The sequence below is a fragment of the Acrocarpospora phusangensis genome, from assembly GCF_016862995.1.
GTDB classification, from domain to species: Bacteria; Actinomycetota; Actinomycetes; order Streptosporangiales; family Streptosporangiaceae; genus Acrocarpospora; species Acrocarpospora phusangensis.
On the sequence record NZ_BOOA01000016.1, the window covers coordinates 1 to 19,437 of the forward strand.

Annotated in this window: 18 protein-coding genes and 1 pseudogene; 9 read left to right on the plus strand and 10 right to left on the minus strand. The window is 71.6% G+C overall.

Annotated elements, in window-relative coordinates:
* The 4 genes and pseudogenes from Aph01nite_RS11930 to Aph01nite_RS11940 all read left to right on the plus strand — a co-directional run.
* The coding region (locus Aph01nite_RS11930; protein WP_239161609.1) for a COG1470 family protein at window positions 1-781 on the plus strand (781 nt) is incomplete at its 5' end.
* A gap of 262 nt (window positions 782-1,043) precedes the next feature.
* Window positions 1,044-1,145: pseudogene (locus Aph01nite_RS42790) on the plus strand (DUF7158 domain-containing protein); the annotation flags it as partial.
* Window positions 1,146-1,166: 21 nt separating this feature from the next.
* Window positions 1,167-1,754 carry a peptidylprolyl isomerase gene (locus Aph01nite_RS11935; protein ID WP_204040890.1) on the plus strand — a complete coding sequence of 196 codons (588 nt, stop codon included), beginning with the start codon at window positions 1,167-1,169 and terminating at the stop codon, window positions 1,752-1,754.
* 10 nt (window positions 1,755-1,764) lie between these two features.
* A complete protein-coding gene (locus Aph01nite_RS11940; protein ID WP_204040891.1) occupies window positions 1,765-3,210 on the plus strand; it encodes a WS/DGAT/MGAT family O-acyltransferase in 1,446 nt (481 codons plus the stop codon).
* A gap of 22 nt (window positions 3,211-3,232) precedes the next feature.
* On the opposite strand, the gene Aph01nite_RS11945 is transcribed toward Aph01nite_RS11940, so the two are convergent.
* The 8 genes from Aph01nite_RS11945 to Aph01nite_RS11975 all read right to left on the minus strand — a co-directional run bounded on the left by Aph01nite_RS11945 (window position 3,233) and on the right by Aph01nite_RS11975 (window position 11,727).
* Window positions 3,233-5,173 carry a serine/threonine-protein kinase gene (locus tag Aph01nite_RS11945; protein WP_204040892.1) on the minus strand — a complete coding sequence of 647 codons (1,941 nt, stop codon included), beginning with the start codon at window positions 5,171-5,173 and terminating at the stop codon, window positions 3,233-3,235.
* Between the two features lie 54 nt (window positions 5,174-5,227).
* Entirely contained in the window at window positions 5,228-5,353 is a 126-nt protein-coding gene (locus Aph01nite_RS42120) for a hypothetical protein (RefSeq protein WP_275419157.1), read from the minus strand.
* Window positions 5,354-5,419: 66 nt separating this feature from the next.
* The gene (locus tag Aph01nite_RS11950; RefSeq protein ID WP_204040893.1) at window positions 5,420-6,247 is read right to left on the minus strand and encodes an ABC transporter permease; all 828 of its coding nucleotides are present in this window, start codon (window positions 6,245-6,247) and stop codon (window positions 5,420-5,422) included.
* A complete protein-coding gene (locus Aph01nite_RS11955; protein ID WP_204040894.1) occupies window positions 6,244-6,978 on the minus strand; it encodes an ABC transporter ATP-binding protein in 735 nt (244 codons plus the stop codon). Before Aph01nite_RS11955 ends, Aph01nite_RS11950 begins: the two co-directional genes overlap by 4 nt.
* A gap of 43 nt (window positions 6,979-7,021) precedes the next feature.
* Complete coding sequence (locus Aph01nite_RS11960) at window positions 7,022-8,140, minus strand: AI-2E family transporter (protein WP_204040895.1); 1,119 nt, start codon at window positions 8,138-8,140, stop codon at window positions 7,022-7,024.
* Window positions 8,141-8,239: 99 nt separating this feature from the next.
* On the minus strand, window positions 8,240-9,835 hold the full coding sequence (gene mctP / locus Aph01nite_RS11965; RefSeq protein WP_204040896.1) for a monocarboxylate uptake permease MctP: 1,596 nt from the start codon (window positions 9,833-9,835) through the stop codon (window positions 8,240-8,242).
* Window positions 9,832-10,029, minus strand: coding sequence for a DUF3311 domain-containing protein (locus Aph01nite_RS11970; protein ID WP_204040897.1), 198 nt, complete (start codon window positions 10,027-10,029; stop codon window positions 9,832-9,834). Before Aph01nite_RS11970 ends, mctP begins: the two co-directional genes overlap by 4 nt.
* A 123-nt stretch (window positions 10,030-10,152) precedes the next feature.
* The gene (locus tag Aph01nite_RS11975; RefSeq protein WP_239161619.1) at window positions 10,153-11,727 is read right to left on the minus strand and encodes a CocE/NonD family hydrolase; all 1,575 of its coding nucleotides are present in this window, start codon (window positions 11,725-11,727) and stop codon (window positions 10,153-10,155) included.
* A gap of 271 nt (window positions 11,728-11,998) precedes the next feature.
* On the opposite strand from Aph01nite_RS11975, the gene Aph01nite_RS11980 reads away from it, so the two are divergent.
* From Aph01nite_RS11980 to thyX, 5 genes are all read left to right on the plus strand, one after another.
* Window positions 11,999-14,125: an anthranilate synthase component I gene (locus tag Aph01nite_RS11980; protein WP_204040899.1), complete on the plus strand. Its 2,127-nt coding sequence runs from the start codon at window positions 11,999-12,001 to the stop codon at window positions 14,123-14,125.
* Between the two features lie 137 nt (window positions 14,126-14,262).
* The gene (locus tag Aph01nite_RS11985; RefSeq protein WP_204040900.1) at window positions 14,263-15,378 is read left to right on the plus strand and encodes an amidohydrolase; all 1,116 of its coding nucleotides are present in this window, start codon (window positions 14,263-14,265) and stop codon (window positions 15,376-15,378) included.
* Window positions 15,379-15,475: 97 nt separating this feature from the next.
* Window positions 15,476-16,339, plus strand: coding sequence for an ABC transporter ATP-binding protein (locus tag Aph01nite_RS11990; RefSeq protein ID WP_239161610.1), 864 nt, complete (start codon window positions 15,476-15,478; stop codon window positions 16,337-16,339).
* Complete coding sequence (locus Aph01nite_RS11995) at window positions 16,336-17,121, plus strand: ABC transporter permease (protein WP_204040902.1); 786 nt, start codon at window positions 16,336-16,338, stop codon at window positions 17,119-17,121. The genes Aph01nite_RS11990 and Aph01nite_RS11995 overlap by 4 nt, the downstream gene beginning before the upstream one ends.
* Window positions 17,122-17,272: 151 nt before the next feature.
* Complete coding sequence (gene thyX / locus Aph01nite_RS12000; protein ID WP_204040903.1) at window positions 17,273-17,983, plus strand: FAD-dependent thymidylate synthase; 711 nt, start codon at window positions 17,273-17,275, stop codon at window positions 17,981-17,983.
* A gap of 22 nt (window positions 17,984-18,005) precedes the next feature.
* Here thyX and Aph01nite_RS12005 read toward each other — a convergent pair whose 3' ends face one another.
* On the minus strand, window positions 18,006-18,314 hold the full coding sequence (locus tag Aph01nite_RS12005; protein WP_204040904.1) for a ubiquitin family protein: 309 nt from the start codon (window positions 18,312-18,314) through the stop codon (window positions 18,006-18,008).
* A complete protein-coding gene (locus Aph01nite_RS12010) occupies window positions 18,315-19,400 on the minus strand; it encodes a WD40/YVTN/BNR-like repeat-containing protein (RefSeq protein ID WP_204040905.1) in 1,086 nt (361 codons plus the stop codon). It lies immediately after the preceding gene.
* Window positions 19,401-19,437: the final 37 nt, after the last annotated feature.

The following is a 19,437-nucleotide window of genomic DNA, read 5'->3' on the forward strand; positions in this document are numbered from 1 at the left end:
GAACGTCATCGGCCCGGCGCCCGAAACGCTCACCGGCATGGAGGTCGCGACCTTCGTCGCCGAGGTGGACTGCGCCGCGCCGCCGTTGCCCGCCGCCGAACCGCACCAGCCCGTCTTCACCCGCTACTGGCTCAACAACACCGGCCCGGCCCCGATCGGGAACATGCCCGTCGCCGTGCACCTGTCCGCCGCCGACCTCGACGGTCCCGGCGAACTCACCCTCTCGATCGCCTCCTCGCTCACCGAGGACACCGCCGAGGGCGTCGTGAGCCTGCTCGCCCCCGACGGCTGGCTGGTCGAGCCCGCGATCCGCCCGTACGTCCTGCCGCCCGGGGGCCACGCCACCGTCCCCGTGAGCTTCGCCCTCCCGCCGGGCGTCCGCGACGGCCTCTACTGGCTCCGCGCCCGCACCTCCTTCGCCGGCCAGGAGTACGAGGACATCACCCGCGTCCACATCGGCGGCCGTCACCCCGTCGGCCTCGGCGTCACGACCACCGGCCCCCTGCGGCTGAGATCCGGCGAGCACGCCGAGATCGCCGTCCGGCTGGCCTCCGGCGCCCTCACCCCGGTCTCCGTCCAGACCCAGCTCATCAGCCCGTGGGGAACCTACGACATGTTCCCCACCTGGAACACGGGCGTCGTCATCCCCGCCGAGGGCGAGGCGGACGTGCGTTTCCCGGTCGTCGCGGGCCTGCCCGGCCGCTGGTGGGCCCTGGTCAAGGTGGCCTGCGCCGGCTGGCTCCACTACACCGAGACCATCGAGATCGAGGTCATCCCGTGAGAACCGCCGCGGCCCGCGAGGGGGAGATCGTCGGCGACCGGACGAGGTCTGGCTGCGGGCGTCGCCGCTCTCGTCCGGGCATGAGAAGCCGTCCTCGATGCGATGGAGGCTGGAGCGATGGAGGCTGGAGCGATGGAGTCTGGAGCGATGAGGGCCGGAGCGATGGAGGCTGGAGCGATGGAGGCCGGAGCGATGAGGGCCGGAGCGATGAGGGCCGGAGCGATGGGGGCGCCGTCGATCTGGTGGGGGGCGGACGGTGAAGGTGGCCGCTGTCGTTCGCGGGCAGGAGATCACCGTTGCTGAGGTGGAGGTCCGGCTGGCGGACATCCGTGGAGGTCCACTGGCGGGGAGGCTGCCTCATCCGGACGCGCCTGAGGGGCGCAACGTGCGGCGGTGGCTGGTTCAGGTGATGGTGGCCGAGCTTCTCGTCCGGCAGGAGATGGCTGAGCGGCGGGGCTCCGGGGCGGGGGCGGAGCTGAGTCTGGAGTTGGCCATGCGGACCGGCGGAGTGGTCGCGGCCGTGCTCGCCACTCCGGATGGGCGCGCCCTGTTTGAGCAGGTCACCGGCAACATCCACGCGGACGAAGCCGAAATATCCGGCTACTACGTGCGCAATGGTGACAGGTTCACCGTGCCCGAGGTTCGGTGGACTCGTGAGCTCGGTCCGGTCCGGCGCGGGGAACTCACCGGGCCGATCGAGGAGGCCGTCTTCGGGGCCGCCGAGGGTGAGGTCGTGGGGCCGGTCGAAGGGCCGGGCGGCCCGTGGACGATCACTGTGGAGCGGATCGAGGGCGGGGGGCGCAAGCCGTACCAGACGGTTCGGGAGGAGGTCGGACGGGAGCTCACGGCCGCCCGGCGTGAGGAGGAGTTCGCGCGGTGGCTCCAGGCCAGGACCGCCGCCTATGTACGGCTGTCGCCGGGGTTCGAGCATCCGGGCGATCCGAGCCAGCCCGACGCGGTCCACCGGCACTAGGGTGAGCGTCATGGGACGGCAATTGAGCGCGCTGGACGCGCAGTTCCTCAACTTCGAGACGGCCGCCAACCTCGCGCACATCGCCGGGCTGACCGTGCTCGACCCCTCCTCCGCCCCCGGCGGGATGGTGGCCAAGGACGCGATCATCGACCTGCTCCGGGAGCGCGCGCATCTCGCGCCGCCGCTGCGGCGCAGGCTGGTCGAGGTGCCGTTCGGGCTGGACCATCCGTACTGGGCGGAGGACCGGGAGGTCGACTTCGACTACCACGTGCGGGAGCTCGCGCTGCCCCCGCCCGGCAACGACCACCAGCTCGGCGAGCAGGTGGCGCGGCTGCACGGCAGGCGGCTGGACCGGCGCAGGCCGCTCTGGGAGCTCTACCTGATCCACGGCCTCGCGGGCGGCAGGGTCGCGATCTACACCAAGGTCCACCACGCCGCCATCGACGGCATCGAGGGCGCCGAGGTGCTGGCCGCGCTGATGGACCTGACGCCGGAGCCGCGCGAGGTCGAGCCCGACCTGACGCCGCCGGAGACCGCGCCCGAGCTGCCGGAGATGATCAGCCGCGGGGTGTCCCGGCTGCTCGACAACCCCTCGGCCGTGCTGCGTTTCGTCAGCAACGCCGTGCCCCGGCTGGACGAGATGCCCGTCGTCTCCCAGATCCCGGGAGCCGGGCTGGTGGCGCGGGTCATCCGCGGGATGGGCTGGACCGGGGACACGCCCGGCCCCGAACTGCCCGACCTGCCCCGCCTGACCGTGCCGCGTACGCCGTTCTCCGGGCCGATCACGCCGCATCGGCGGTTCGCGTTCGGCAGGCTGTCGCTGGCCGACGTGAAGAAGGTCAAGAACGCGCACGGGGTCACCGTCAACGACGTGGTGATGGCGCTGTGCGCGTCCGCCGTCCGCCGCTGGCTGGTGCAGCGGGACGAGCTGCCCGCGGAGCCGCTGGTGGTGGGCATCCCGTTCTCCACCCGGGGCGAGGCCGCCGACGACTCGATCGCCAACCAGGTCCTGCTGGCCACCACCGGCATCCCCACGGACGTGGCCGACCCGCGGGCGCGGCTGGCGCTGGTGAGCACGGCGATGGCGGCGGTGAAGGAACGGTTCGCGGTCGCCCCCGCGACCTGGCTGCTGGAGTTCAGCCAGGCCATGCCGGCCGCGCTGAGCAGCCTGGCCGACCGGGCCGCCTTCCGGCTGGCCGCCAGGACCGTCCCGGCCATGAACCTGATGATCTCCAACGTGCCGGGGCCGCAGCTTCCCCTCTACATCTGTGGCGCCCGCGTGCTGGCCCAGTACCCGGTCTCGGTCATCACCGACGTCAGCGGCGGCATCAACATCACCGTCTTCTCCTACGACGGGTTCCTGGACGTCGGCATCGTCGTGGACCGGGAGATGGTCCCGGACGTCTGGGACTTCGTGGACTACCTGCAGGACGCGCTGGCCGAGCTGATGCCCTGATCCGCGGCACCCGGGCGCGCCGTCACTTGGCGAAGTACGTGCCCGGGTCGCTGCGGCCGACGACCCCGCCGACGCAGCGGTAGCTGCGCACGCCGCGGGAGAACTGCTCGGTGGACGGCGGCAGGACCGACAGCTGCCAGCGGTCGGCCGTGTAGCGCGCGGCGGCGGCCGATCGGGAGGCCATCAGCACCTTCATCGAGCAGAGCTTGGTGACCGTGGGGTGTTGCTCCAGCTCGTTCAGGTTGCTGGTGAGGGCGTCCAGGGGCAGCGGCGCGACGGCGAACGTCTCCCAGGCGTGCTGCGCCTCACAGCCGACCCGGGGGGAGGTCACCGCGCCCGCGATGGAGACGATGCCGCTCCAGCACTCGGACTCCTTGACGCAGGCCGCACCCGGCACCGTCGCGGCCGCGCAGCCGTCGGTGTAGGTCGCCACCTCGATGCCGGCCTTCTCCTCGCCGCCGCCGAGTTCCTGGCCGATGCTGGGCACGCTCCCGGTTCCTGTCCCGCCGGGATCCCGGTCCAGGACCATGTAGACGATGCCGCCGGCCAGCAGCAACGCGAAGATCGCGGCGATCACCGCGAACACGGCGGTGGAGTTCCGGGCGGGCGGCGGGGACGGCGGGGACGACGGCGCGATCTTGGGCGTGGTGGCCGCCCGGTGCACGTCCGGCCCCGCGTAGGCCCCGCCGCCCGGGGAGGTCATCGAGTAGGGGATCGGCGGAGCGGCGTACCCGCCCGGCCCGGGAGGAGCGTAGCCGGGCGGCGGCGCGTAACCCCCGGGCTGGGGCGGTGGCCCGCCGGATCCGAAGGATGGTCCCGCTTGGGGGGGCGGCCCGCCGGATCCGAAGGATGGTCCCGCTTGGGGGGATGGCCCGCCGGGCCCGAAGGGCGGGCCCGCTTGGGGAGGCGGCCCTCCGGGGGCGAAAGGCGGGCCCGTCTTGGACGGCGGCCCACCGGGTCCGTGGGGTGGTTCTGCGTATAAGCCCGCCTTGGGCGATCCGCCCGGACCATGCGCCGGTCCCGCGTTGGGGGGAACCCCGCCGGGGCCATGACCCGCCGACGCTCCCGCGTACGCGCCGGGAGAGTCGTCGCGGGGGGAGGACAGGGCGGCGGGGGCGGGGCCCGCGCTGGTGCCGTCCACGGTGAGCAGGGTCAGGGCGTCGCGTAAGCGGGCCGCGGTCTGGGTGCGCCGGCCCGGGTTGCTGGCCATGGCGTCCCTGAGGACGTCCACGAGGGCCACCGGGACGCCCGCGATGTCCGGGATCGGCTGCCGGTGCAACGCCATGATCACGGCGATGTTGACGACGCCGTTCTGGGGGAAGCGGGGCGGCCGGCCGCTCAGCAGGGCGTAGAGGGTGGCGGCCAGCGCGTACACGTCGCCGGCGGCGGTGGGCTCGGTCAGCTCGAAGGCCTCCGGCGGCGCGTACGCGGGCGTCAAAGACTCCCGGGTCACCGACAGTTCGGCGCCCTCGCCGGAGGACGGCATGGTGGCCAGCCCGAAGTCCGACAGCGCCACCAGGCCGTACGAGTTGATCAGGATGTTGGCCGGCTTCACGTCCCGGTGCAGCACCCCGGCGGCGTGCGCGGCGGCCAGCGCGTCGGCGATCTTGATGCCGATGTCGCGCACCTCGCGCACGCTCAGCGGCCCGTGCTTGCGCAGCCGGTCGGCCAGCGACCCGCCCGGGCACAGCTCCAGCACCATGTACGGCCGCCCGTCCGGCATCACGCCCGCGTCGTACACGTCCGCCACGTGCGGATGCCCCGACAGCGCCCCGGCCGAGGTGACCTCGCGCATGAACCGCCGCCGGTCCCGATCCGACACCAGCACCCGGTTGTCGATCTTCAGGGCCACCTCGCGGCCGACGGCCAGCTGCCTGGCCCGGTAGACCACGCCGAACCCGCCCTGCCCGAGGATGTCCAGCACCTCGTAGCCCTGCACCAGCGGGGAGCCCGCCTCACTCATGGACTCTGGCCTCCTCTTGCCAGCGGCACCATACCGCACCTGAAGAGGACTCGTTTATTCGCCGGATTCCCCTGCCACGCCGAGGAGTTTCTCCGCTTCCATGTGGAGTGCGTGGATGAGGACGAGGCGCACGCGGAGTTCCGCGTCGCCCAGTTCCTCGGTCGTGATGGGATCGTCCATTCCGACTGGTGGACGCCCCATCGCGGCCGGTGGTTTGCCGGGCATGCCGGGCTCGTATGCGTACGGCTACTCCCCGAAGCGGGACAGTCTGCCCTTGGTCCTGGCGTGGCGGAGGGTCAGGCCGTACAGCCAGAGGGCGGCGGCCACGTAGGCGACGTCGAGGCACGCGGCGGCGGTGAGGCGGTCCCAGGGGATGGCGCCGCCGCCGAGCACCGCGCGCATGCCCTCGAAGACGTGGGTGGCGGGGACGAAGGCGGCGATCGTCTGGAGGGCCTGCGGCAGGACCGAGACCGGGTAGAAGACGCCCGCCAGCGGCTGGAAGACGAAGACCAGGCTCCAGGCGATCACCTGGGCGCCCTCGCCGAAGCGCAGCACGCAGGAGATCGCGACGACGGCCAGCGCCCAGCCCATGACCATGAGGACGGCCATGAACGGCACCAGCCCGATGCCGACGGTGAGCAGGCCGAACCCGTACAGGACGTACGCGAGGACGGCCATGATGACGATGCTGGCGGCGATCTTGGTGAGGGAGAAGAGCACCAGGCCGGTCAGGTACTCCGCCGGGGTGACCGGGGTGACGTGCACGTTGAGCAGGTTCCTGCTCCAGATGTCCTCCAGGAAGCCGATCGCCACCTCGTTGGCGGCCCGGTGCAGCACCTGCCAGAGCAGGACCGCGCCGAGCAGCATGGAGACGATGAACGGCACCTTCTGGGCCTGGAGGAAGAGCGTCACATAGCCCCACACCACCAGCTCGATGACCGGCCAGAAGACGATCTCGAACACCCGGATCGGGCTCCGCCGGAGCGCCGCCAGGTCCCGCACGACGACCCCGCCGATCCGCCTGCGCCGCGCGGCCAGGCTCAACGGCGGGTACGCGAGGTCCGTGACGCTCATGCCGGCACCGTGCCTTCCCTGGCGACCTTGAGGAAGACCTCCTCCAGGTCGTCCACGCCGAAGTCGCTGGCCAGTTCGGCCGCGCTGCCCCGGGCGACGATCCGGCCCGCGGACACGAAGTGGATGCGATCGCACATGCGCTCGACCTCGCGCATGTTGTGCGAGGTGATCAGCAGCGCCGTCCCGGTCTCCCGCGCGACCCGCACGAGCAGGCCGCGGATGCGGTCGCCGGCGTCCGGGTCCAGGGCGGCCGTCGGCTCGTCCAGGATCAGCAGGCGCGGCTCGTTGAGCAGGGCCTTGGCCAACTGCACGCGGGTGTGCTGGCCGGAGGAGAGCTCGATCACCTTGCGCCGGGCCAGCGCGCCCAGGTCCAGCAGGTCGACGATCTCGGCGACGCGGCGGCGGGGGCGGCGCAGGCCGTACAGGCGGGCGAAGGCGTCCAGGACCTCGCGGACGTGGAGCACGCCGGGCAGGCCCAGGTAGCTGGCCGAGAAGTTGACCCGGCTGAGCACCTCCGTGCGGTGCCTGGCCAGGTCGAGGCCGAACATGCGGACGGTGCCCGAGTCCGGCGTGACCAGGCCGAGCAGCATGTGCAGGGTCGTCGACTTGCCTGCTCCGTTCGGGCCGAGCAGTCCGGCGATCTCGCCCGTGCCGACCGTGAGACTGATCCCGTCCACGGCCTGCACGTCCCCGAACCGTTTGGCGAGGTCTACCGCCTCAAGAATCCCCACCCGCCCAGCGTGCGGGGCTCAGCCCTCCGACCGCAACGCGTTTTCAGGCGGGCGCGGGCGCGGGCGCCGGAGGCGGGGGTTTGGGCGTCTCCGGCGGGGTCGCGGGCGGGCCCGAGTCGGGGGAGCGGCCCTGCGCGCTGCGGATCAGGGCGACGGCGACGGAGGTGACCGGCGCGGCCAGGAAGGCGCCGACGATGCCGGCCACGACGCTGCCGACGGCCAGGGCGACCAGGATGACGGCGCCGGGCAGGTCCAGCGCCTTGCCGTAGATCATGGGGGCCAGCACGTGCCCTTCGAGCTGCTGGATGAGGATCACGACGGCGATGACGATCACGGCGACCAGCCAGCCCTTGGCCACGAAGGCCACCACGGCGGCCAGCAGCCCGGCCAGGAACGCGCCAACCACGGGCAGGAAGGCGCCCAGGAAGGTCAGTACGGCGAGCGGAAGCGCGATGGGCACGCCGAGCAGCCACAGGGCCAGGCCGATGAAGAAGCCGTCCACGAAGCCGACCGCGGCGACGCCCCGGATGTAGCGGCCGACCACGTCGAAGACGACCCGGCTGGTGGTGACGATGTGCGGCCGGGACGCGCGGGGCGACAGGTCGGCGAGCCAGCGCAGCAGCACGTCGCCGCTGTGCACCAGGTAGATGGCCAGGATGACGGCCAGCACGGCGCCGATCACGATCTCGCCCGCGATGGTGACGCCGGTGAGCGCGCCGGTGGCGATCATCTGGCCGCGTTCCTGGAGGAAGGTGCGGGCCTGGGCGATCAGCTCGTCCAGGCGGGCCTGGTCCAGGCCGAGGGAGGCGGCGAACGTCTGCAGGTCGGCGACGGCCTTGTCCACGCTCTCGCCGAGCTGGCCGAAGCCGCTCACGGTCGGCGGCACCAGCAGGGCGATGAAGCCGGCGAACAGCGCCAGGCCGCCCAGGACCACCAGGAGCGTGGAGAGGGTGCGGTTGACGCCGCGGGCGCGGAGCCAGCGGGCCGGGGGGTACATGAGGGCGGTGAAGAAGACGGCGAAGACGGCGGAGATGGCCACCGTGCGCACCTGGTAGAGCACCCAGAGGATGACCGCGGTGAGAGCGATCAGGATGAGGATCTGTTTGGCGGTGAGGCTGGCCCGGTACAGGGCTCCTCCGCTCTCGGCGGTCGCCGGTTTCATCAGCGCTCCCTCGCGTCTCCTGCGATCTGCCCGCTGATGATCGCAGAAGATCCGCCGCGGCGGCGAGGGGACCGCGGGGACCCCCTCGCCGTCAGGCGATCACGTGGAGCCGCTGATCTCCAGATCCCGGAGCTTGGGGTCGCCGGCGTCGGCGTAGTAGTCGTCCGGCCGCGTGGCGTCGGGCCCGTCGGCCACCTTCGCGGCGCGGGCGATCAGCGTGCCCAGCACCGCGAAGACCAGGTTCACGATCAGGGCCAGGAAGCCCGCGTACACGGTCATCTTGGTGTCCAGGCCCAGCTTCTCCAGCGGGAAGGCCGAACCGCCGAAATGGGCGTGGTCGATGGCCGGGTTGGAGATGTTGTAGAGCAGCACCATGCCGGCCGACATGCCCGCCACCCAGCCCGCGATCAGGCCGGCCCGGTGGAACCAGCGGCTGAACAGGCCGAGGGTGATGGACGGCAGCGTCTGCAGGATGATCACGCCGCCGATGAGCTGCAGGTCGATGGAGAACTGCGGGTCGATGAGCAGGATGAACAGCACCGCGCCGACCTTCACCACCAGCGAGGTGATCTTGCTCACCGAGGCCTCCTGGGCGTCGGTGGCGTCCGGCCTGATGTACTCCCGGTAGATGTTGCGGGTGAACAGGTTGGCCGCCGCGATCGACATGATGGCCGCTGGGACCAGCGCCCCGATGCCCACCGCCGCGAACGCCACGCCCGCGAACCAGTCCGGGAACATGCGGTCGAACAGCTGCGGCACGACCGTGTTCACGTCCCGCCCGATCGGGGTGACCCCGGCCGCGATGGCCATGTAGCCGAGCAGCGCGATCAGACCGAGCAGCAGGCTGTAGGCGGGCAGCGCCGACATGTTCCGCTTGATCACGTCCCGGTTTTTGGAGGCCAGCACGCCGGTCACGCTGTGCGGGTAGAGGAACAGCGCCAGCGCGGAGCCCAGCGCCAGGGTCACGTACTGGAGCTGGTTGTTGGCGTTGAGGAGGATGCCGTCGCCGGGGGCGGGCGTCGCGTCGAACTTGGCCTGGGCCGCGTCGAAGATCGCCCCCCAGCCGCCGAGCCGCGCCGGGATGTAGATGATCGCCACCAGGATGACCACGTAGATGAGCGTGTCCTTGACGAACGCGATCAGCGCGGGCGCCCGCAGCCCCGACTGGTAGGTGTACGCCGCCAGGATCGCGAACGCGATGATCAGCGGCAGGTCCCCGGAGACCCCCATGGTCTTCAGCACGGCCTCGATCCCGACCAGCTGCAACGCGATGTACGGCATCGTCGCCACGATCCCCGTGATCGCCACCAGCAGCGCCAGCGTCGGCGACCCGAACCGCGCCCGGACGAAGTCCGCCGGGGTGACCAGGCCGTGCACGTGCGAGACCGACCAGAGCCGGATCAGGATCAGCATCACCAGCGGATACACGATCACCGTGTACGGCACCGCGAAGAACCCCATCGCGCCCGCCCCGAACAGCAGCGCGGGCACCGCCACGAACGTGTACGCCGTGTAGAGGTCGCCGCCCACCAGGAACCAGGTGATCCACGACCCGAAGTTCCGCCCGCCGAGCCCCCACTCGTTGAGGCTGGCCAGGTCGTCTGCCCGCCGCCACCGCGAGGCCACGAAGCCCATGCCGCTCACCAGCGCGAACAGCGCGGTGAAGACGACGATCTCGGTGATGTGCCCGCTCATGCCCGGGTCCGCCAATGCACCAGAAGCGTGACGGCCACGCTGAGCAGGATGAACAGCAGCTGCAGCCAGTAGAACAGGGGGATGCCGAACAGGCGCGGTTCGATGGAGTTGAACAGCGCGGGGATCAGCGGCACCACGACGGGGACGACGAGCAACCAGTACCAGGGGTTGCGGTCGGAGCGGGGAGCGTCCAACGCGTCTTTCCTTCCAGGAGGCCTTCCGGGAGACCGGACAGACTGTCAGATCGCAGCGTAAAGTTCCCCGTGTCACAGTCGGCCCGACTGATCGGTGAGCGGTGCCTACAGCGCGGCGAACGGTCAGTCGAGCTGCGGCAGCAGCACGGCGGACGGGCGCGCCGGATCGTGGAAAACCTCCTGGTCGCTGGCCACCATCGGGCCGCCGGCGCCCAGCGGCAGGCCGGTGCCGGGGTTGCGCGGGATGCGGGGGTAGGCGCCGCTGGCCACCTGCACCCGGATCTGGTGGCCGCGCCGGAACCGGTGCCCGATCGGCCACAGGTCCACCGGCACCCGCCGTACGCCGTCGGCGTCCGCGGCGTCGGCCGGGGTGAGCCGCCGCACTCCCTCGCACACGTTCATGGACGTCCCGTCGGGGCGTACGTCGCAGATCCGGACGACCAGGTCGGTGTGCTCGCGGCTGGTCCGCACGTACAGCTCGGCGGAGACCGGGCCGATCACGTCGGTGTCGGCGGTCAGCTTGGGGGAGGTGTAGACGAGCACGTCCCTGCGGGCCTCCAGCCGCCGGTTGTCGCGCGGCTCGGAGTTGCCGATCAGCACCGGGCCGCCCAGCACCGGCGTCGGGTGCTCCGGGTCGTACCGGTAGCGGTCCGGCGAGGACTCGCCCGCGCGCTCCGGGCCCAGGTTGAAGCCCGGCTGCAGGTGCCAGCGCCGTGTCCGCGTCCCCGGCACCGGCCAGTCCGGGTAGTCCCGCCACTCGCCGGCCCCGGTCACGTACAGCCGCACCGGCGACGTGCGCAGGCCGGAGGGGTCGCCCAGCAGGTGCGCCCGGAACCAGGCCAGCGCGTCGGCGTTGGCCGTGCGCCCGTGCCGCACGTCCGCGTGGTACCAGGGCCCGATCGTCAGGTACGGCTGCCGCCCCGCGGCCCGCATCGCCGCGTAGTCCTTGAGCTGCCACGGCAGGAACACGTCGTACCAGCCGCCGGTCATCGTCACCTCGGCCGCCACCCGCTCCACCGACGCCGAGAAGTCCCGCTTCCGCCAGTACGCGGAGGCCGGGTTGCCGTGATGGGCCAGCAGGTCCTGGAAGAACGGCAGCGGCCGCCCGGCCGACACCCGGTCCAGCTCGGCCAGGGGGCGTCCCGACAGGACCGCCCGCCGGGTGCGCCGGGGCGCCAGCAGCGCCGACGCGCCGCCGATCGGCCCCTCCATGCCCGCCGTGAGCGTGGTCCAGATGAGCGAGGACTCCAGCGCGAACGCGCCGCCCACGTAGGCGGCCTCCCGGAACGAGGACGCGGTCACCTGGGTGGCCATGGCCCGCAGGTCGGGGGTCTCCGCCGCGATGGCCCACTGGGTGAAGCCCAGGTAGGAGGGGCCGTGCATGGCGAAGCCGCCGCCGTACCAGGGCTGGGATCGCATCCACTCGACGGTGGCCAGGCCGTCGTCGTGCTCGTCGCCGAGCGGGTCGAGCAGGCCGCCGGAGCCGAAGCCGCCCCGGCAGCTCTGCACCACGACCTGGAATCCGTGGCGGGCGAAGGCTTTGCCGTACATCCAGCCGACCATGCCGGACCGGCCGTACGGCGAGCGGATCAGGATGGTGGGCGGGCGGGGGCCGCCCACGGAGGAGTTCACGAAGGAGTTCACGGAGGAGTTCACGGGGGAGTAGAGGTCGGCGAGCAGGGTGACACCGTCGTGCATCGGCACGGGCACGTCTCGCCGAACGGAAACGCGCGACATCACGTACTAATTGGTAACATAACGGACATACTCCTGTCACGTGCCGAATTGCCGATCGGGGACGGCACCGCTATTGTGTGCCGCATGCGAACTCCTCAGCAGTGGTGGCGCCGCTAACAGGCGGCAGTCGAACCCAGGTTTTCGCATTCGCGAGCAAGCACTGGCCGCCCCGGAACGGGCGGCCTTTTTGGTATTCGCCCCCGGGGCTCGATGAGAGATCAAGGGGCGAACCGTGGAGATCACCCGATATAGGACCGGCGGGGGCGTCGAGGTCGAGCGCGGCGTGCGCGAGGTCTCCGAGGCGGCGCTGGAGGAGATCGTCACCGCGCTCGGGGAACGGCGCGGCGGCGCGTTCTCCTCGGGCATGGACTACCCCGGCCGGTACAGCCGGTGGGCGTTCGGCTATGTGGATCCCTGCCTGGAGATCGTCGCGCGCGGGCGGAACATCTCCGCCCGGGCGCTCAACGCGCGCGGCCGGGTGGTCCTGCCGGCCGTGGCGGCCTGCCTGCTCGCGGCCGGCGAGATCGCCGGGGAGCGCACCGAGGACTGGATCGAGGTGACGGTCGCCGAGTCCGCCGAGTTCCTGCCCGAGGAGATGCGCAGCCGCCGCCCCACCGTCTTCACCGCGATCCGCGAGGTCATCGCCGCCTTCAAGGGCGAGGACCCGCACCTCGGCCTGTACGGCGCCTTCGGCTACGACCTGGCCTTCCAGTTCGAGCCCATCCGGTTCGCCCTCACCCGCCCCGAGGACCAGCGCGACCTGGTCCTGCACCTGCCCGACCGGCTCGTCGTCATCGACCGCGTCCGCGAGACCTGCGTCGAGTACACCTACGACTTCGCCGTGGACGGCGCCACCACCCGGGACCTGCCCCGCACCGGCGACGCCCACCCCCTCCGCAAAGCCACCGAGATCCCGAAAAATCCGGAAAGAGGTGCTTATGCGGAAGTGGTGGCGCGGGCCAAGGAGAAGTTCAAGCGCGGCGACCTGTTCGAGGTCGTGCCCGGCCAGGTCTTCCACGCGCCCTGCGACGACCCCGCCGCGTTCTACCGGTCGCTGCGGGTCAGCAACCCCGCGCCGTACGAGTTCCTGATCAGCCTCGGCGACGGCGAGCACCTGGTCGGCGCGTCCCCGGAGATGTACGTCCGGGTCGCCGGCGACCGGGTGGAGACCTGCCCGATCTCCGGCACCATCGCCCGCGGCGCCAACCCCGTCGAGGACGCCGAGGCCATCCGCACGCTCCTGTCCAGCGTGAAGGAGGAGTCGGAGCTGACCATGTGCACCGACGTGGACCGCAACGACAAGTCGCGGATCTGCGTGCCCGGCTCGGTCAAGGTCATCGGCCGCCGCCAGATCGAGATGTACTCCCGGCTGATCCACACCGTGGACCACATCGAAGGCCGCCTGCGCCCCGAGTTCGACGCCCTGGACGCCTTCCTCACCCACATGTGGGCGGTCACCGTCACCGGCGCCCCCAAGACCTGGGCCATGCAGTTCATCGAGGACCACGAGGCCACCACCCGCCGCTGGTACGGCGGCGCCGTCGGCTTCATCGGCTTCGACGGCTCCATGAACACCGGCCTCACCCTGCGCACCGCCCAGGTCAGGGAGGGCGTCGCCACGGTCAGGGCCGGCGCGACGCTGCTCTACGACTCCGACCCCGACGCCGAGGAGCGCGAGACCGAGCTCAAGGCCAGCGCCCTGCTCGGCGCCCTCGCCGCGGTCGGCAAGCCGGCCGGCGCGGGCGAGCCGGGCCCCGAGCGGGAGCAGCCGGGCAGCGGGCACACCGTGCTGCTCGTCGACCACGAGGACTCCTTCGTCAACACCCTGGCCGACTACTTCCGCCAGCAGGGCGCCTCCGTGGTCACCCTCCGGCACGGCTTCCCGCTCGACATGGTCGACCGGATCGCGCCCACCCTGGTCGTGCTCTCGCCCGGCCCCGGCTGGCCGTCCGACTTCGGCACCGACAACCTGATCAAGGCCCTGTACGCCAGGGAGCTCCCGGTCTTCGGCGTCTGCCTGGGCCTGCAGGCCATGGTCGAGCAGGCGGGCGGGACGCTGGAGCTGCTGCCGTACCCGGAGCACGGCAAACGCGGACAGGTCAAGCGGGAGGGCGACAGCGCCCTGCTGGACGGCCTGCCGGAGGCGTTCACCGCCGCCAGGTACCACTCGCTCCACGCCAAGCACCCGGGGGTGCACGGGTTCACGGTCACGGCGGCCACGGCCGACGGCGCGGTCATGGCGATCGAGGACGTGGCCAACCGGCGGTTCGCGGTGCAGTTCCACCCCGAGTCGATCCTGACCACCGAGGGCGGCGCGGGGGCCCGGATCATCGCGAACGTGCTGCGGCTCTGCGGGTAAAACCGAGCGTGATCGGCGGACACGGAGGGTGACGGCGACCTAGAGTCCCCCTGTCCATTTGTCCACGTGTCCACGCACGTCACCGACAGAACGGGCGGCCCGGTTCCCGCGGGCCGCCGTTCTGGATTGGCAGGCCCATGCGCTCCCGCCTTCCCGACCAGGTCGCCGAGGCCCTGCTGGCCCCCCTCGTGGACCAGCACTGTCACGGCGTGCGCCGCGACGACCTGGTCAGGTCCGCGTTCGAGACGCTGATCACCGAGAGCGGCGCGCCCGCGCCGCCCGGCACCACGCACTTCGACAGCCCGCTCGGCCTGGCCGTGCGCCGCTGGTGCGCGCCCCTGCTGGATCTGGAGCCGCACGCGCCGCCCGCCGTCTACCTGGCCAGGCGCGCCGAACTGGGCGCGGAGGAGGCGAACCGGCGGCTGCTGCGGGCGGCCGGGGTGGTGGCCTTCCTGATGGACGGCGGGGGCGACGGCGACCTGCTCTCCCCGGCCGAGACCGGGCGGCTCGGCGGGGCCGCCGCCGACGAGGTCGTCCGGCTGGAGCGGGTGGAGGAGGAGGTCGCGGCCGAGGGGCTCGTGTCGCTGGACTACCTCGACCGGCTCCAGCGGGAGGTGGAGGAGCGGGCGTCCCGGTGCGTGGGCCTCTCCTCGGTCGTCGCGTACCGGTACGGGCTGGACTTCGAGGCGGGGCGGCCGTCGCGCGGGGCGGTGCTGGCGGCGGCGGGACGGCGGCTGGCCGACCCCAAACGGCCCCTGGGCGACCCGGTGCTGCTGCGCCACCTGCTCTGGCTCGCGGCCGACGTGGCCAGGGAACGCGCCCTGCCCATCCAGTTCCCGTGCGGCGACGGCGGGGCGCGGCCATCCGCGCCGCATCGCGGCGATCCGGCGAGGATGGCCGGGTTCATCCGGGCGCTGCTGCCGCTGAGCGTGCCGGTGATCCTGCTGGACTGCTACCCGTACCACCGGCAGGCGGCCCGGCTGGCCGCCGCCTTCCCGCACGTGTACGCCGGGGAGGCCAGACCGGCGGCACTGACCGAATCGCTGGAGCTCGCGCCGTTCCACAAACTGCTCTTCGGATCCGGGGGAGCCGGGGTGGCCGAAACCATTTATCTGGGCGCACTGAATCACCGCCGCGCCCTCGGCCGGCTGCTGGCGGAGCGGCTGGCGGAGGACGAATGGTCGGCCGCCGACGCCGTCCGCGTTGCCCAGATGATCGGGTCCGGAAACGCCCGCCGTATATATCGTCTTTAAGTAGGAGGACAGGGCGTGGATCTTGGGCGGATAATTCTGCCTGATGAGTGCTATCGAGATTAGAAACCTATCGAAATCGTTCGGGCCGGTACGCGCCGTGAACGATGTCTCCTTCACCGTGGAGGCCGGGACCGTCACCGGGTATCTCGGGCCCAACGGCGCGGGCAAGACGACTACTCTGCGCTCGCTGCTCGGCCTGGTCACCCCCGACGCGGGCGAGGCCCTGGTCAACGGGCAGCGATACACCACGCTCGCCCACCCGCTCAGCGAGGTGGGCGCCGTGCTTGAGGCCACGAGCTTCCACCCGGGCCGTACGGCCCGCAACCATTTGCGCATCATGTGCACCGCGGCCGGCCTGCCCGCCAGGCGGGCCGACGAGGCGCTGGAGACGGTCGGCCTGGCCGACGCGGCGGGGAAGCGGGTCGGCGGCTTCTCCCTCGGCATGCGCCAGCGGCTGGCCCTCGGCTCCGCCCTGCTCGGCGAGCCCAAGGTGTTCATCTTGGACGAACCGGCCAACGGCCTGGACCCGGCGGGCATCCAGTGGCTGCGCGGCTTCCTGCGCCACCTGGCCCACGAGCGGGGGGCGGCCGTGCTGGTCTCCAGCCACGTGCTGTCCGAGGTGGAGCAGACCGTGGACAACGTTGTGATCATCGCGCGCGGCAGGCTGGTCCGGCAGGGCACGCTCGCCGAGCTCACCCAGAACGGCGACACCGCCGTCCGGGTCAGGACCGGGGCCGACTTCCGGCCCGCGCTGGAGGAGGCGGGAGCCCGGGTGGAAGAGGTGGAACCGGGCGTGCTCCGCGTCTTCGGCATGGACACCGAGCGGATCGGCCAGCTGGCCCTGGACAACCGCGTCCTGCTGACCGAGGTCACCCAGGAGCGCTCGGACCTCCAGCAGGTCTTCCTGGAACTCACCGGGGACGAGCCCGCGGCGGCCGTCGGCACGGAGGCGGGCAGATGATCCAGCTGATCCGCGCCGAGCTCCAGAAGCTCTTCACCACCCGCATCTGGTGGGCGATGCTCATCGTGATGCTCCTGCTCACCGGCCTCAGCCTGTTCTTCATCATCTTCTTCGCCGGAGAGCCCGCCCAGAACGGCGCGCCGGGGCTGCCCGCCCTGGAGGACCCCGCCTGGCTGCCGATCGGCCTGTCCGCGGCGTCCGGCGGGACCATCTTCACGATGATCCTCGGCGTCATCATGATGACCAGTGAGTACCGCTACCAGACCATCACCGGCACCTTCCTCACCACCCCGCAGCGCGGCCGGGTCATCGCGGCCAAGCTCGGCGCGGGCGTGGTCGTGGGCGTGCTGTTCGCGGTGGTCTCCCTGCTGGTCGTCGGCGTCACCTGCGTCATCGCCGTGCTGGCCGCCGGCGGCGAGCTCGACCTGACCGGCAACCGGGTCCCGCAGATCGTCCTGGGCGTCTTCGCAAGCCTCGCCCTGTACGCCCTGTTCGGCATCGGCCTCGGCGCCCTGATCCGCAACCAGATCGCCGCCCTCATCGGCGCGATCGTCTGGGCGTACGTGATCGAGTCCATCTTCGGGGCGATCCCGGCCCTGCAGGTGGTCGGCAAGTGGCTGCCCGGCGGCGGCGCGGCGGCGCTCATGAGCATCGACGTGGACACCGGCCTCGGCGCCCCCGACCTGCTCCCGGCCTGGGGCGGCGCGCTCCTCCTGATCGGCTACGCGGTGCTCTTCGCCGTCGTCGCCAACCTCACCACCACCAGGCGCGACATCACGTGAGGACCGCGTGCCGGTACGGCGGTCCCGGCCGGCACGCGATCTTCTTCTAGAAGGTCATTCAAAAGGAGTCCGGCGCCGCTGACGCGAGTCCCCTGTCCGCGGGGATGTCATCGACGGGCGAGCTTTTGAATAATCTTCTAAGCTGAAGGTCATGGTAAAGATCCAAAGTGATGTCACCGTCGAACTGGTCAAGCACAGCGCGTCCGACAGCGACGTGCTCTGGGCGGCGCGGGTCTCGACGGCGGGGGAGCAGTCACTGGAGGAGGTCCACAAGGATCCCCAGCGGTCCAAGGGCCTGATCAACTTCCTCATGCGCGACCGGCACGGCAGCCCGTTCGAGCACAACTCGATGACCTTCTTCATCAGCGCGCCCATCTTCGTGTTCCGCGAGTTCCACCGGCACCGCGTCTGGTCGTACAACGAGGAGAGCGGCCGGTACCGGGAACTCCAGCCCGTCTTCTACGTGCCCGGCAAGGACCGCAAGCTCGTCCAGGAGGGCCGGCCAGGCAAGTACGTGTTCCTGGACGGCACCGACGAGCAGCACGCCCTGGTGGAGCGCACGATGGAGGCCTCCTACCGGCAGTCGTACGCGGCCTACCAGGAGATGCTGGACGCCGGGATCGCCCGCGAGGTGGCCAGGGCGGTGCTCCCGGTCGGCCTGTTCTCCTCCATGTACGCGACCTGCAACGCCCGCGCCCTGATGCACTTCCTGTCGCTGCGCACCAAGGACGACCGGGCCACCGTGCCGTCGTTCCCGCAGCGGGAGATCGAGATGGTGGCCGAGAAGATGGAGGCGCTCTGGGCCGGGCTGATGCCCCTCACCCACGAGGCCTTCAACGGCAACGGCCGGGTCGCGCCCTGACGGTGAGCGTTCAGGTGAGCGTTCAGGTGAGCGCCGGGAGCACGTAGACCTCGGCGCCCGGGGGGAGCGCGCAGTTCAGCCCGCCGATGCGGCGGGCGTTCTCACCGCAGACGAAGATGCTGATGTGGCGGCGCAGGCCGCCGTACTCGTCGCGCAGGCGCTCCTCCAGCGACGGGTGGGTCCGGCGGAGCGTGTCGAGCGCTCCGCCCAGGGTCGGCAGGTCGTCGTCGGAGGCGGCGACGGCGAACACCTTGACCTCGGTCTGGTGGCCGACCCAGTGGCGGAGCGTGCTCGGCAGCACGAAGGTGACCAGCGTGATCGGCTTGGCCATCTACAGCACCGCCGCTCGGGTGGTGAAGACGTCCGGCAGGTGGCGGACGATCAGGTCCCAGCTTTCGCCCTCGTCGCGGGAGCCGTACACCTCGCCGTCGCGGGTGCCGAAGAAGAGCCCGGCGGGGGAGGCGGTCATGGCGTCGCGCAGGATCGAGGAGTAGACCGGCTCGTCCGGCAGGCCCCCGGCGAGCGCCTGCCAGCTGTCGCCGGCGTCGTCGGTGCGGTAGACGCCGTACCGGTGGCCGACGGGGGTGCGGTCCATGTCGCCGTGCAGCGGAAACACGAAGGCGCTATCCGGATTGTCCGGATTCATCACGACGGGGAAGCCGAAGTCGGAGGGCAGGTCGTCGCCGATGGAGGTCCAGGAGCCGCCGAAGTCGTCGGACCGGTACACGCCCCAGTGGTGCTGCAGGAACAGCCGCTCCGGGTGCGCGGGATGGTTGGCCACCTTGTGCACGCACTGCCCGAAGTCCGGATACTGGCTGCCCTCCGGGGCGAACGGCACCTTGATCCCGCGGTTGGCCGGCTCCCACGTGGCCCCGCCGTCCTCGCTCCGGAAGAAGCCCGCCGTGGAGACCGCCACCCCGATCCTGGCCGGGTCGGTGGCGTGCGGGATCACCGTGTGCAGGCACATCCCGCCCCCGCCCGGCACCCAGCGCGGCCGGGTCGGGTGCTCCCACAGGCCCTCCATCAGCCGGTAGGTCCTGCCGCCGTCCTCCGAGCGGAACAGCGCCGCGGGCTCCGCCCCCGCCCAGACCACACCCGGCTCGGTCGGCGACGGCTGGAGCTGCCACACCTTCGCCAGGGTCGTGCCCGTGGCCTCGGGGAAGGCCACCGGCGGCTTCTCCGCCTCCTGCCAGGTCTCGCCCAGGTCGTCCGACCACAGCACGGAGGGCCCGAAGTGCCCCCACTCGATCGCGGCGATCACCCGCGGGCGCCCGGCCCCGGTGTCCCTGGTGTCGATGGCCACGGCGTGCACCGCCACGTTGGCGAAGCGCACCGGATCCATCTCGTACGGGCCGCCACCGGAGGACCGGGCCAGGAACAGGCCCTTGCGGGTGCCGATCGCGAGCAGTGCGTCCATGTGAGACCTCCTCTGGGAGCGGACGGCTCAGGGCCCA

Excerpts from the sequence above, each read along its gene's own strand:
- Aph01nite_RS11940 (WP_204040891.1), top strand. The coding sequence starts at position 1,765 with ATGGGACGGCAATTGAGCGCGCTGGACGCGCAGTTCCTCAACTTCGAG.
- Aph01nite_RS11945 (WP_204040892.1), bottom strand. The coding sequence starts at position 5,173 with ATGAGTGAGGCGGGCTCCCCGCTGGTGCAGGGCTACGAGGTGCTGGAC.
- Aph01nite_RS42120 (WP_275419157.1), bottom strand. The coding sequence starts at position 5,353 with ATGGACGATCCCATCACGACCGAGGAACTGGGCGACGCGGAACTCCGC.
- Aph01nite_RS11950 (WP_204040893.1), bottom strand. The coding sequence starts at position 6,247 with ATGAGCGTCACGGACCTCGCGTACCCGCCGTTGAGCCTGGCCGCGCGG.
- Aph01nite_RS11960 (WP_204040895.1), bottom strand. The coding sequence starts at position 8,140 with ATGAAACCGGCGACCGCCGAGAGCGGAGGAGCCCTGTACCGGGCCAGC.
- mctP (WP_204040896.1), bottom strand. The coding sequence starts at position 9,835 with ATGAGCGGGCACATCACCGAGATCGTCGTCTTCACCGCGCTGTTCGCG.
- Aph01nite_RS11975 (WP_239161619.1), bottom strand. The coding sequence starts at position 11,727 with ATGCACGACGGTGTCACCCTGCTCGCCGACCTCTACTCCCCCGTGAAC.
- Aph01nite_RS11985 (WP_204040900.1), top strand. The coding sequence starts at position 14,263 with ATGCGCTCCCGCCTTCCCGACCAGGTCGCCGAGGCCCTGCTGGCCCCC.
- Aph01nite_RS11995 (WP_204040902.1), top strand. The coding sequence starts at position 16,336 with ATGATCCAGCTGATCCGCGCCGAGCTCCAGAAGCTCTTCACCACCCGC.
- thyX (WP_204040903.1), top strand. The coding sequence starts at position 17,273 with ATGGTAAAGATCCAAAGTGATGTCACCGTCGAACTGGTCAAGCACAGC.
- Aph01nite_RS12005 (WP_204040904.1), bottom strand. The coding sequence starts at position 18,314 with ATGGCCAAGCCGATCACGCTGGTCACCTTCGTGCTGCCGAGCACGCTC.
- Aph01nite_RS12010 (WP_204040905.1), bottom strand. The coding sequence starts at position 19,400 with ATGGACGCACTGCTCGCGATCGGCACCCGCAAGGGCCTGTTCCTGGCC.